The sequence below is a fragment of the Leucobacter holotrichiae genome, from assembly GCF_055791005.1.
Window position 1 is genome coordinate 107,180 of the sequence record NZ_JBVUAC010000001.1, and the last position, 12,772, is coordinate 119,951.

Annotated in this window: 9 protein-coding genes; 4 read left to right on the forward strand and 5 right to left on the reverse strand. The window is 68.5% G+C overall.

The genetic code is table 11. From position 1 onward, the window contains the following. Positions 1-12: 12 nt before the first annotated feature. Genes rapZ through uvrA form a run of 3 tightly spaced genes read right to left on the reverse strand, consistent with a single transcriptional unit; the run spans position 13 to position 5,872 of the window. A complete protein-coding gene (rapZ, locus tag AC0KXF_RS00520) occupies positions 13-891 on the reverse strand; it encodes an RNase adapter RapZ (protein ID WP_223043873.1) in 879 nt (292 codons plus the stop codon). After that, positions 888-2,855 carry an excinuclease ABC subunit UvrC gene (gene uvrC, locus AC0KXF_RS00525; protein ID WP_473107355.1) on the reverse strand — a complete coding sequence of 656 codons (1,968 nt, stop codon included), beginning with the start codon at positions 2,853-2,855 and terminating at the stop codon, positions 888-890. Before uvrC ends, rapZ begins: the two co-directional genes overlap by 4 nt. Further along, positions 2,852-5,872: an excinuclease ABC subunit UvrA gene (gene uvrA / locus AC0KXF_RS00530; protein WP_473107877.1), complete on the reverse strand. Its 3,021-nt coding sequence runs from the start codon at positions 5,870-5,872 to the stop codon at positions 2,852-2,854. The genes uvrC and uvrA overlap by 4 nt, the downstream gene beginning before the upstream one ends. A gap of 236 nt (positions 5,873-6,108) precedes the next feature. Between uvrA and AC0KXF_RS00535 the strand changes: the two genes are divergently transcribed. The 4 genes from AC0KXF_RS00535 to AC0KXF_RS00550 all read left to right on the forward strand — a co-directional run bounded on the left by AC0KXF_RS00535 (position 6,109) and on the right by AC0KXF_RS00550 (position 9,819). After that, entirely contained in the window at positions 6,109-6,747 is a 639-nt protein-coding gene (locus AC0KXF_RS00535) for a hypothetical protein (RefSeq protein ID WP_473107356.1), read from the forward strand. Beyond that, positions 6,744-7,529 carry a hypothetical protein gene (locus AC0KXF_RS00540; RefSeq protein ID WP_473107357.1) on the forward strand — a complete coding sequence of 262 codons (786 nt, stop codon included), beginning with the start codon at positions 6,744-6,746 and terminating at the stop codon, positions 7,527-7,529. The genes AC0KXF_RS00535 and AC0KXF_RS00540 overlap by 4 nt, the downstream gene beginning before the upstream one ends. A gap of 147 nt (positions 7,530-7,676) precedes the next feature. Continuing rightward, the gene (locus AC0KXF_RS00545; RefSeq protein ID WP_473107358.1) at positions 7,677-9,281 is read left to right on the forward strand and encodes an HNH endonuclease signature motif containing protein; all 1,605 of its coding nucleotides are present in this window, start codon (positions 7,677-7,679) and stop codon (positions 9,279-9,281) included. A gap of 142 nt (positions 9,282-9,423) precedes the next feature. Further along, entirely contained in the window at positions 9,424-9,819 is a 396-nt protein-coding gene (locus AC0KXF_RS00550; RefSeq protein ID WP_473107359.1) for a VOC family protein, read from the forward strand. A gap of 76 nt (positions 9,820-9,895) precedes the next feature. On the opposite strand, the gene AC0KXF_RS00555 is transcribed toward AC0KXF_RS00550, so the two are convergent. Then, positions 9,896-10,669: a helix-turn-helix domain-containing protein gene (locus AC0KXF_RS00555; protein ID WP_473107360.1), complete on the reverse strand. Its 774-nt coding sequence runs from the start codon at positions 10,667-10,669 to the stop codon at positions 9,896-9,898. A gap of 8 nt (positions 10,670-10,677) precedes the next feature. Continuing rightward, complete coding sequence (gene uvrB / locus AC0KXF_RS00560) at positions 10,678-12,768, reverse strand: excinuclease ABC subunit UvrB (RefSeq protein WP_473107361.1); 2,091 nt, start codon at positions 12,766-12,768, stop codon at positions 10,678-10,680. Between the last annotated feature and the right edge of the window lie 4 nt (positions 12,769-12,772).

A 12,772-nucleotide genomic window follows, 5' to 3' on the forward strand; every position in this document is an offset into this window, starting at 1 on the left:
ACGGATCGCGGATCACTCGCGACCGAGGTCGCGGTGGCGCAGACTGACGCTCACACCGGGCAGTCCGGCGAGGCGATCGGCGAGTTCGCGGGCCGTTGCGACTGAGCGGTGTTTGCCGCCGGTACACCCTACCGCGAGCGAGGCGTGACGCTTGTTCTCCCGCTGGAAACCGGCCAGTACCGGGGTGAGCGCCGCGATGTAGTGGTCGAGGAACTCCTCGGCGCCGTCGCGGCTCATCACGTAGTCCTTCACCTCGGGGTCCACGCCCGTGAGCGGGCGGAGCTCGGGGATCCAGAAGGGGTTCGGCAGGAAGCGCATGTCGACCATGAGGTCCACGTCCGTCGGTGCGCCGTACTTGAAGCCGAAGCTCAGAACCGAGAGCTGCAGGCCGGGCGTGTTGTCGTCGGAGAACAGGTCCCGCGTCGCGGTGGAGAGATCGTGCACGTTGTAGCGGGAGGTGTCGATCACCACGTCGCTCGAGGCCCGCAGCTCCTGCAGGCGCTCGCGCTCGAGGCGGATCCCCTCGAGCAGGCTGCCGGCCTCGCCCTGCAGCGGATGCGGACGACGTACCGACTCGTAGCGCCGAACCAGGATCTCGTCGGTCGCGTCGAGGAAGACGACGCGCACGGTGGCGCTCTCCCGCAGCTCGTCGATCACGTCCTGGATCTCGGCGAAGAGATCGCGGCCGCGGACGTCGACGACCGCCACGATGCGTGGCAGCGCTCCCCCGGAGCGGTCGGCCATGTCGGCGAGCGTCTTCAGCATCGAAAGGGGGAGGTTGTCGACGACGTACCAGCCCAGGTCTTCGAGCGTGTTGGCGACGGTGCTGCGACCGGCTCCCGACATACCCGTGACGATGAGGATTTCCTGCCCGGATACCTGCTCGTTCACGCCGTGTTCCCCTCGTCTGGTGCGCCGCCTGATGCGCTCAGCGATGCCGCATCGTTCGATGCCTCAAGTTTAGCCTCTGCCGGTGGGATGGACCCGAGGTGGCTCAGGATCTGCTCGGCGAGCTTCGGGCCGAGGCCGGGGGCGGACGCGAGCTCGTCGTGGGAGGCGGCTCGCAGGCGCGCCACCGACCCGAAGTGCTTGAGCAGGCCCTGCACCCGCTTCGGGCCGAGCCCCGGGATCTCGGAGAGGCGGCTCGCGATCGACGTGCTGCGGCGCTGCCGCTGGAAGGTGATGGCGAAGCGGTGAGCCTCGTCGCGCACCCGCTGCACGAGGAACAGCGCCTCGCTCGTGCGGGGCAGGATCACCGGGAACGGATCGGCCGGCAACCAGATCTCCTCGAGGCGCTTCGCGATCCCGCACAGGGCGACGTCGGTGATCCCCGCCTCCTCGAGAGCCCGAGCCGCGGCCCGCACCTGCGGCTCGCCGCCGTCGACGATGAGCAGCTGGGGGCGGTCGCGGTAGACGCCGCTCGGCTGCTCGCCCGACTCGCGGGCGGCGTTCAGCTGCGCCGCGCGGCGCGAGACGACCTGGTGGATCGAGTCGGTGTCGTCGCGGGTCTGCTCGATGCGGTACTTGCGGTAGGCCCCTTTTGCGGGCAGGCCGTCCTCGAAGACGACGAGCGAGGCCACCACTCCCGTGCCCTGCAGGTGAGAGACGTCGATGCACTCGATCCGCAGCGGCGGCTCCTCCATGCCGAGCGCCTCCTGCAGCTCGGCGAGGGCATCGGTGCGGGCGGTGAGATCCGCGGCGCGCTTGAGCTTGTGCCGGATCAGGTTCTCCCCCGCGTTCAGCACGGCGCGCTCCATGAGCTGCGCCTTGTCGCCGCGCTCGGGTACGCGCACCTTCACCCTGCCGTGCCGCGGCCGCTGCGCGCTCAGCGCCTCCTCGAGCGCGGGGGCGTTCTCGGGCAGCACGGGCACGAGGATCTCGGGCGGCGGTTCCCGCTCGCCGTCGTAGGCCGACTGGATCACCTGCTCCAGCAGCGTCGTGGGCGAATCGTCGAGCTCGACGTCGACGATCCAGCTGCGTTCGCCGCGGATCCTGCCCTCCCGGATGATGAACTGATGAGCCGCGGCCGCGAGCTCGTCGGCGCGCAGCCCGAACACGTCGAGGTTGACGCCGGTGCGCGACCCGCTGCCGAGCACGACGGCGTTCTTCTCCATGACGTGCTCGACCGCTTGGGCCTGATCCCGCAACCGCGCCGCGTCCTCGTAGCGCTGCTCGGCCGCCGCGTCGCGCATGGCCCGCTGCAGCGTGCGCAGATGTCGCGTATCGCCGCCGGCGAGGAACGAGACGAGCTCACCCACGCGCTCCCGGTGCTCTTCGATCGTGATGAGCTGGGAACACGGGCCGTGACAGCGGCCGATCTGCCCGGCCAGACAGGGGCGGCCGCTCTGCATGGCGCGCTTGTAGTCGGCGTCGTTGCAGGTGCGGATCGGGAACGCCCGCTGCAGCAGCCGGGTGGTCTCACGGAGCGCCCACACCTTCGGGTAAGGGCCGAAGTAGCGCGCGCCGCGGATCTTCTCGTTGCGCGTGATGATGAGCCGCGGAGCCTCCTCGCGCAGCGTGACCGCGAGATAGGGGTAGGTCTTGTCGTCCTTGAACTGCACGTTGAAGGGCGGCTTGAACTCGGTGATCCAGGTGTGCTCGAGCACGAGCGACTCGGTATCGGTCGCGACCACGGTCCAGTCGACCTTCGCGGCCAGCGACAGCATGGTGCGCGTGCGCGGCATCAGCGAGTGCAGCGGCTGGAAGTAGTTGGACAGCCGGGCCCGCAGGTTCTTCGCCTTGCCGATGTAGAGCACGCGCCCGTGCTTGTCGCTGAACCGGTAGACGCCCGGGCTCGTGGGGATCTCGCCCGGGGCGGGCCGGAACGCGGCGCGATTGTCGACGGGTTGGATCAAGCGGACGCCCTCGCGTTTTCGGGGGCCTGCGCGGCGCGCGCCGATTTGGCCGGTTCCCCGGCCTTCGTCGCCTTGGAGGCGTCGGCCGTTCTCGCGGCCTTGGCGGTCTTCGCGGCCTTGGCTGACCTGGTCGCCTTGGCCGACTTGGCGGCCCGCCCCCCGAGCACCTCGGCGAGGAAGCGTCCCGTGTGGCTCTCGGGGTGCTTCGCGACCTGTTCCGGGGTGCCGGTCGCGACGATCGTGCCGCCGCCGGAGCCCCCCTCGGGGCCGAGGTCGATGACCCAGTCCGCGCTGCGGATCACGTCGAGGTTGTGCTCGATCGTGATGACCGTGTTGCCCTTGTCTACGAGCCCGTTCAGTACCAGCAGCAGCTTGCGCACGTCCTCGAAGTGCAGGCCGGTGGTGGGCTCGTCGAGCACGTAGATGCTGCGGCCGTTCGAGCGCTTCTGCAGTTCGGTGGCGAGCTTGACGCGCTGCGCCTCGCCGCCGCTGAGCGTGGTCGCGCTCTGGCCGAGGCGCACGTAGCCGAGGCCGACGTCGACGAGGGTCTTCATGTAGCGGTGGATCGAGGAGATGGGCCTGAAGAACTCCTCGGCCTCGGCTATCGGCATGTCGAGCACCTCGGAGATGTTCTTGCCCTTGTAGCGCACCTGCAGCGTCTCGCGGTTGTAGCGCTTGCCGCCGCAGGCCTCGCAAGCGACGTAGACATCGGGCAGGAAGTTCATCTCGATCTTCAGCGTGCCGTCGCCCGAGCAGGCCTCGCAGCGGCCGCCCTTGACGTTGAAGCTGAACCGGCCGGGCAGGTAGCCGCGGGTCTTCGCCTCGGGGGTCTCGGCGAAGAGGGTGCGGATCTTGTCGAACACACCGGTGTAGGTCGCGGGGTTCGAGCGGGGCGTGCGCCCGATGGGGGCCTGATCGACGTGCACGACCTTGTCGAGGTGATCGAGGCCCGTGACGCGCGTGTGCTTGCCCGGCACGAGACGGGCGCCGTTGAGCTGGTTGGCGAGCACGCGGTACAGGATGTCGTTGACGAGGGTCGACTTGCCGGATCCGCTGACGCCCGTGACCGCGGTCATGACGCCGAGCGGGAAGGTGGCGTCGACGTTCTGCAGGTTGTTGGAGCGGGCCCCCACGACCTTGAGCTCGCGGTTGCGATCGCGCTTGCGGCGCTTCTTCGGGGTCTCGATGCTGCGGCGCCCCGCGAGGTAGTCGCCCGTGATCGAGCGTCGGTTCTCGATCAGTTCGCCGTACTCCCCCGAGTGGACGACCGTGCCGCCCTCGACGCCGGCGCCGGGGCCGATGTCGACGATCCAATCGGCGGCCTCGATGGTCTCCTCGTCGTGCTCGACCACGATCAGGGTGTTGCCGAGATCCCGCAGTTTGAGCAGCGTCTCGATGAGGCGTCGGTTGTCCCGCTGGTGCAGGCCGATGCTCGGCTCGTCGAGCACGTAGAGCACACCGGTGAGGCCCGAGCCGATCTGCGTGGCGAGACGGATGCGCTGCGCCTCACCGCCCGAGAGGGTGCCCGCGGCACGGGCGAGGGTGAGGTAGCCCAGGCCGACCTCGATGAGGAAGTCGAAGCGGAGGCGGATCTCGCGCAGCACCTGAGCGGCGATGCGTGCCTCGCGCTCGGTGAGCACCACCTCGTCGAAGAAGCGCTTCGCGTCGGTGAGGCTGAACTCCGTGACGCCCGAGATCGACTCGCCGTTCACGGTGACGGCGAGCACTTCGGGCTTCAGGCGCTGACCGTGGCAGACGTGGCAGGGCACCTCGCGCAGGAACTCCTGCCACCGGTCGCGCTTCGTGTCGCTCTCGGCCTCTGCGTACTGCCGCTCGATGAACGGGATGACGCCCTCGAAACCGCTGGAGTACTTCACCTCGCGCCCGAAGCGGTTCCTCCAGCGCACGTTGACCTTGAAGTTGTTGCCGTAGAGCACGGCCTCGCGCACCTCGTCGCTCAGCTCGCCCCAGGGGGTCTTGAGCGAGAAGTCGAGATCCGCTGACAGACCCACGAGCAGCTTCTCGTAGTACTGGTAGAGGCTCTTCCCCTGGCTCGTCCAGGGGACGATGACGCCCTCGGCGATCGACAGCTCGGGATCCCCGAGCACCAGATCCTCGTCGACGGACATGCTCGTGCCCAGGCCGGAGCACGCGGGGCAGGCTCCGAAGGGGGCGTTGAACGAGAAGGTGCGCGGCTCGATCTCGGTGAGCTGCACCGGGTGCTGATTGGGGCAGCTGAGGTGCTCGGAGAACAGCTGGGTGCGATCCTCTTCGCCCGGATCGCGATCCACGAAATCGATCGCCACCACGCCGCCCGCGAGCCGCAGGGCCGTCTCGAGCGAGTCGGTGAGTCTGCCGAGAGCGCCGGGGTCGGCGACCAGACGGTCGACCACCACCGAGATGTCGTGCTTGACCTGCTTCTTGAGCTTGGGCGGATCACTCAGTTGCACCAGCTCGCCGTCGACGAGCGCTCGGGAGTACCCGGCGGCGGCGAGATCCTGGAAAAGGTCGACGAACTCCCCCTTCTTCTTGCTGACGACGGGGGCCAGTACCTGGTAGCGCGTGCGCTCGGGCAGCTCCATGAGGCGGTCGGCGATCTGTTGCACGGTCTGCGAAGCGATGCGCTCACCGCAGACGGCGCAGTGCGGGATGCCGACGCGGGCCCAGAGCAGGCGCATGTAGTCGTAGATCTCGGTGATGGTGCCCACCGTGCTTCGGGGGTTGCGGTTGGTCGACTTCTGATCGATCGAGACCGCCGGGCTCAGCCCCTCGATGAAGTCGACATCGGGCCGATCCACCTGGCCGAGGAACTGGCGCGCGTAGGCGCTGAGCGACTCGACGTAGCGCCGCTGCCCCTCCGCGAAGATCGTGTCGAAGGCGAGACTCGACTTGCCGCTGCCCGAGAGGCCCGTGAACACGACCATCGAGTCGCGCGGGATCGAGAGGTCGATGTCCTGCAGGTTGTGGACTCGTGCGCCCTGCACGCTGATCTGCGCGTGCGCGGCGGATGAACGAATCGGGGCGGGGGTGGCGGATGCGGCGCTCTTCGAAGTCACTGCTCCATCTTACGTCGGCGCGGCTGAATATTCGAATGTATGTACGAGTGATTTCGCCCCTGGCGCATTCCCGCACGGATGTTCGATTCCTGCTTCTTCGGCTCGCTCTGCTGGGTCTTCTTCGGCTCGCTCTGCTCGGTGATGCGGGAGAAGCTGTTATCGGATATTATTGACGCAAGCGAACAAAAGGAGTTCTCATGTCGATCGCTCATCTCCCCGCCGAGACTCCGCAACGCCCGGTGGCCATCCCGGGTCAGTCGGAGCGGGATCGGCTGACCGCGCTCATCACTCAGCTCGAAGACGATCGGCTCGCCATGGCCGAGGAGCTGCTCTCGGACATCGTCGCCCACCAGCGGGCCGACCTCAGAAGCCTGACCGGAGCCGAGGTGTCGGTGCTCGCCCGCCTCGGGGTGACGGAGGACGAGCTGCGCGAGCCCACCTCGCTGCCCGCGAGTCGGCGGAGCCGACTCTGGGAGCGTCAGCACTCCGAGCGCAGCGTCACCGTCGGCGATGCGGCGGCGATGCTCGGGGTCACTCCCGCTCGCGTTCGGCAGCGCTGCGCCGCGGGTACGCTGCTCGCCCAGCGCCGCAGCGACGGCTGGCGCCTGCCGCTCTTCCAGTTCCCGGACGAGCGCGAATTGCCGGGCTGGTCGTCGGTCGCCCCCGCGATTCCGGCCGGCACTCCGCTGCTGGTCGTCGAGCGGGTGCTCACCTCCCCCGCGATGCGTCTACGAGTCGACGGCGAGGAGCTCGCGCCGTTCGAGTGGCTGGCTCAGGGAGGGGATCCGGATCTCGCCGCTGCAGCGGTCTCCGACGCGCTGAATCGGCTGCCGTGAGCGAGTATCTGCCGGAGCCGGATCCGAAGCGATTCCCGCAGCTCGGCGACGACCCCCGGTGGGTGCGGCGGATCCCCGAGGGGACGCTGATCGCACGCATCTTCCGCGCGAGCGGGGCCTACCCGGTCGAGTGGCACGAGTTCCGATCCTTCGGACCGCTCGACGGTCGCTTCGATCCGCACCCCCTGCCCGTCGGCGAACACGAGAGCGTCGGCGTGATGTACGGCGTGCTGGAGAGTTCCGTCGTGCTGGAGAACTCCGTCGGAGCCCGGTCGGTGGCGTCTACACGCGATGCTTCGATCGGCGATGCTTCGGGCGGCGGTGGTGCCGCGAGGGCAGCCGCGGGCTCGGAGACCGGGACGCACGGGGCTCTGGAGGGCCCCTTCGCGGCCGCGCTGCTCGAGGTGTTCCAGGCGCAGCGGATGATCCGGCTGAGAGATGGCGCTCCCACGCTCGCGGCGTTCGAGGTGCGGCGACCGCTGAGGCTGCTCGACCTCTCGGACAGCGACTGGGTCACAGTGGCCGGCGGCAACTCGGCGATCTCCTCCGGTGATCGGGAGCGCTCGCGGCTCTGGGCCCGCGCGATCGCCGAGCGCTATCCCGAGCTGGACGGCGTGGTCTCGGCGTCGTCGCTCATCCCCACCTCGCGGGTCGTGGCACTCTGGGCCGGCGCCGCCGATGCGCTGCCCGAGCACCCCACCGCTCTGCTGCGTCTGGACCGGGACGAGCTGCTGGGGGTCATCGACAGGATCGCCGAACGCTACGGGTATCTCGTGCTGTGAGTTCTATCTCGTGCGGTGAGTCCGCGCGGTTCTGCTCCTCGTGGGTGCGAGGTGCCCTCTGGCTCTCGGCTCGCACTAGTCCTGTAGCCCGCTGTGCTTGTAGAGCACCGCGTTTGTAGAGCGCTCACCAAAGATCCGGTCCGGATCTTGGATCGGGATCGGTCTCCGAGGAGGCATCAGTGTCAGTGGTGCTCGGGAGACTGGATCCATGTCTCCCATCCCCTTCTCCCCGGCGGCGCGTCGCATGCGAAGCTGCTGCGGCTCGCCTCCGACCTCGAGGAGGTCGAGCGGGGGCTGCGCGGGCTGGATGCGCGCAAGACGGAGCTGCTGGCCGAGGTGGCGCGCCTCACCGAGGAGGAGCGCGATCAGCTGTCGGCGGATAGCCGCAGCGCAGAGATGGCGCATCGCGCTGCGGCGGCCGAGGTGGCCTTCGTGCTCGGCATCGCGGATCGGAGCGCCGAGCACCTGATGGAGCGGGCCTACCGGCTGCACGAGCAGTACCCGCGCGTGCACGCATCGCTCGCGGCCGGTCGCATCGCGCTCGCGCACGCGGTGGGCGTCGTTGACGCGGGCGCCGTCATCGACGCCGGTGGGAACTGCGGCGCGGGCGAAGACTGTGACGCGGGCGAAGACCGCGACCCCGGTGAGAGCAGACGCGCCGGCGGAGACGCGGACCTGGATGAAACCCGGGCTGCCTACAAGATCGAGGCGCTGACCGTCGCTGAGGCGGAGACACCGAACCGAGTGCGCCGCCTCGCGAAGGTGATCGCCGAGAAGCACGCCGCTCGCACCCTCGAACAGCGCTTCGAGCGGGCCCACTCCGAACGGAGGGTCTGGGTGACGGAGCTGGGCGACGGCATGGCCGAGCTGCATGCGGTGGCCGATGCCGTATCGGTCTACGCGGTGCACGACCGCCTGAGCCGGCAGGCGCACGAGGTGCGGCGATCCGAGGTGCGAGTGCAGCGAGCCGCGACGGAAGCGGAAGATCCGTGGGCGCCTCGACCGCGGTCGCTGGATCAGATACGCGCCGACCTCACAGTGGATCTCCTGCTGAATGGAGCGCCCTCGAATTCCAATGGCGTCGTCGGCCTCGAGCGGCTCGACGCGCGTGTGCAGGTGACGGTACCCGCCTCGGTGCTGCTCGCCTCGGATCATTGCGAGGGCACCGGCCGCGGGGTCGGCGCCGCTGTGCTGGCGGGCTTCGGCCCCATCGACGGCGCCACCGCCAGAAGAGTGGCCGCGGTCGCGGCCGGGTGGGATCGGTCGCTGCTCGACCCGGGGACGGGTGAACTGCTCAAGGTCGGTCGGTATCGCCCCTCGGCGGAGATCGTCCGCTTCCTCGAGGCGAGGGATCAGCACTGCCGGTTCCCAGGTTGCACGGTGCCTCCGTTCAGGGCCGACCGCGACCACACTCTCGACGCCGCTCTGGGCGGCGACACGTCGACCGGCAATCTTGCTCTGCTGTGTCGACGACATCACACGATGAAACATCATGCGGGCGTGAAGGTGCAGCAGCTCCACGGCGGTGATCTGCTCTGGCGGAGTCCGTCCGGGCGGGCGCGTCGGGACCGGCCGCCCTCCCGGGTGATGTTCCGGGCCGTGAATGGAGCGAGCGATCGAGGCGATCCTGGAGATAGAGGCGATCCAGAAGACCACGGTGCTTCCGGAGATCGACGCGAGTGCGGAGATCGTGGACTGGCCGGAGGGGCCGTGGCCGGGGCAGGGGCCGTGGCCGGGGCAGAGCCCGGGTGATCCGGGGCGGGTCAGACATGGTCAGCCCCGGACCGGAGCCGCGGCGTGAGTATCGCAGGCTGTGTCATGAGTACCGCAGGCCGCGGCGTGACGTGTCCGTTTCGTTCTATCGGGTGTGGACAGTGCGGCATAGGCTGGCGGCATGACACTTCGACTCGACTTCATCGGCATCGTCACCGCCGATCTCGCAGCCTCGCTCGACTTCTACGGCGCGCTGGGGGTCGATGTTCCGCCCGGCCAGGAGGATGCGCCTCATGCCGAGGCGCAGCTTCCCGGAGGGATGACGCTCGCCTGGGATCCCGTCTCGACCATTCGAAGCTTCATGCCTGACTTCGAACTCCCCGTAGGAGGCGGTCGGATCGGGCTGGCCGTGCGCGCGGAAAGCCCCGAGGAGGTGGACCGCGCCTATGCCCGCATCATCGAGCAGTATCCGGGCGCGGCGCACACCTCCCCCTGGGACGCCCCGTGGGGACAGCGCTACGCGACGGTGCTCGACCCGGACGGCAACTCGATCGACCTCTACGCGCCGCTCGCCTGAGCGTTCCCGGGTGCCCTCGCCCGTTCCTTGCCCCTAGCTTTCTTCGCCCCTTACCTTTCTTGTCTCCTTATCTTTCTTAGCTCCTTGCCTTTGTTCGCCCCTTACCTTTGTTTGTCCCTACCTGTTCGCGCCTCCGCGAGTCCTTCGCCGCAGCCAGCTGCGAGGGGGTGACGCCGATCACCCGCGCGAACTCCCTGGCCAGGTGGGACTGGTCGGCGTACCCCGCGAGCTCTGCGGCCTCAGCGAGGGTCGCCCCGCGACCGATCAGATCGCGAGCGCGTTCCGAGCGCAGCACCCGTCGGAGTGCGGCATACCCGTAGCCGAAGGTGTGCAGCATCCGCCTGCGCAGCTGCCGTTCGGAGTATCCGAGCCGAGCGGAAAGCCGTGCGAAGGGCTCTTCGTGCCGGGCCGCGGCTCTCACCTCCGGTATCCACCGCAGATCGACCCGCGCGGGCTGCGTCGGGTCCAGGTCCATCCCGAGCTCCCGCGGAATCGTCGCAGCGGCTTCGCGAAGCGCGCCCGGCACGAGCAGGGATCGCAGGGCGCGCTCACCGCGCTCCCGGACCTCCTTCGCCAGCAGCTCGCTTGCGGGAAGCACACGATCCCGAGCCTCGGTCGGATCGATCGCGAGGGCCGCGCCGGCGAACCCCGGAGCGAATCTCAGCCCGACGGTCGGGAGCCGAGCGCTCCCGCGGGCCTCGACCCAGCGAGTGGACGGACCGGCGACCACCAGCTCGTCGTCGCGCAGGATGATGTCTGCGCAGCCATCCGCGGGTATCCGCGCCGCAGACCCGTCGGCCTCGGAGACCCACAGGGTGCCCAGGCCGGCGATCGCGATCTCGCGGTACACGCGATGCCTTACAGGTGCCCTGCCGCGTCCATGCTGCGCAGCTCCCGCTTGAGCTCGGAGACCTCGTCGCGCAGCCGCGCCGCGAGCTCGAACTTCAGTTCCTCGGCTGCCGCGAGCATCTGCTCGGTGAGATCCGAGATGAGCTCTTCGAGCTTCGCCCCGCCCTCCGCGCCGATCGCGCCCGCGCGGGCCGCGGCCTTGCCCTTGGCTCGCTGCGGCGACCCGCCCTTGCGCTGCGCATGAGCCCCGGTACGCGAGAGCACGTCCTCGGTGTCGGCCGCCTCGCGCGCGAGCATCTCCGTGATATCGCCGATCTTCTTGCGCAGCGGCTGCGGGTCGATGCCGTGCTCCGTGTTGTAGGCCATCTGGATCTCGCGACGTCGGTTCGTCTCGTCGATCGCCTCGCGCATCGACCGGGTGATGGTGTCCGCGTACATGTGCACCTGGCCGGAGACGTTTCGGGCGGCGCGACCGATCGTCTGGATCAGCGATGTCGAGGAGCGCAGGAAGCCCTCCTTATCGGCGTCGAGGATCGCCACGAGCGACACCTCCGGAAGATCGAGTCCCTCGCGCAAGAGGTTGATACCCACGAGCACGTCGTACATGCCGGCGCGCAGCTCAGTGAGCAACTCGACGCGGCGCAGCGTATCGACGTCGGAGTGCAGGTAGCGCACCCGGATGCCGGCCTCCTCCATGAAGGTGGTGAGCTGCTCTGCCATCTTCTTGGTGAGCGTGGTGACCAGCACGCGCTCGTCGCGCTCGGCCCGTACGCGAACCTCCTCGAGGAGGTCGTCGATCTGCCCCTCGGAGGGCTTCACGACGATCTCGGGGTCGACGAGCCCGGTCGGGCGGATGATCTGCTCGACGACGCCGTCGGCCCGCTCGAGCTCATAGCTGCCGGGCGTCGCCGAGAGATAGACCGTCTGCCCCACCCGGTCCTTGAACTCGCTGAACTTGAGCGGCCGGTTATCGAGCGCGCTGGGGAGGCGGAAGCCGTGGTCGACCAGCGTGCGCTTGCGAGAGGCGTCCCCCTCGTACATGGCCCCGATCTGCGGCACGGTGACGTGGGACTCGTCGATCACCACCAGGAAGTCGTCGGGGAAGTAGTCGAGCAGGCAGTGGGGAGCCTCCCCCGGCTGCCTGCCGTCGATGTGACGCGAGTAGTTCTCGATGCCCGAGCAGAACCCGATCTGCTCCATCATCTCGAGATCGAAGGTGGTGCGCATGCGCAGCCGCTGCTCCTCGACGAGCTTGTTCTGCTGCTTGAGCTCCTTCGTGCGCGCCTCGAGTTCTTCGGAGATCGTGCCCATCGCCCGGTTCATGACGTTGCGGCTCGCGACGTAGTGCGAACCCGGGAACACCGACACCGACTCCACCTGCTTGATCACGTCGCCGGTCACCGGGTGCAGGTAGTAGAGAGCCTCGATCTCGTCGCCGAAGAACTCGATGCGAATCGCGAGCTCCTCGTACATCGGGATGATCTCGACGGTGTCGCCCCGCACGCGGAAGTTGCCGCGCACGAACTCGATGTCGTTGCGCTGGTACTGCATGTCGACGAAGCGGCGCAGCAGCACGTCGCGATCCAGCCGGTCCCCTACCACGAGCGGCACCATCGCCTCGTAGTACTCCTCGGGCTTGCCGAGGCCGTAGATGCACGAGACCGTGGAGACGACCACGACATCACGCCTGGAGAGCAGCGCGTTGGTGGTCGAGTGGCGCAGGCGCTCGACCTCGGCGTTGACCGATGAATCCTTCTCGATGAAGGTGTCGGTCTGAGGGACATAGGCCTCGGGCTGGTAGTAGTCGTAGTAGCTGACGAAGTACTCGATCGAGTTGTTCGGCATCAGCTCGCGGAACTCCGTCGCGAGCTGGGCCGCGAGCGTCTTGTTGTGGGCGAGGATCAGGGTCGGCCGCTGCACCTGTTCGATGAGCCAGGCGGTGGTCGCCGACTTGCCCGTGCCGGTCGCGCCGAGCAGCACGATGTCGGTCTCACCAGCGTTGATTCTCCTCGCGAGCTCCTCGATCGCCTGCGGCTGATCTCCGCTCGGCTCGTATTCGCTGATGACCTCGAACGGTCGAACGCTGCGTGTGGTTTCCATGTTC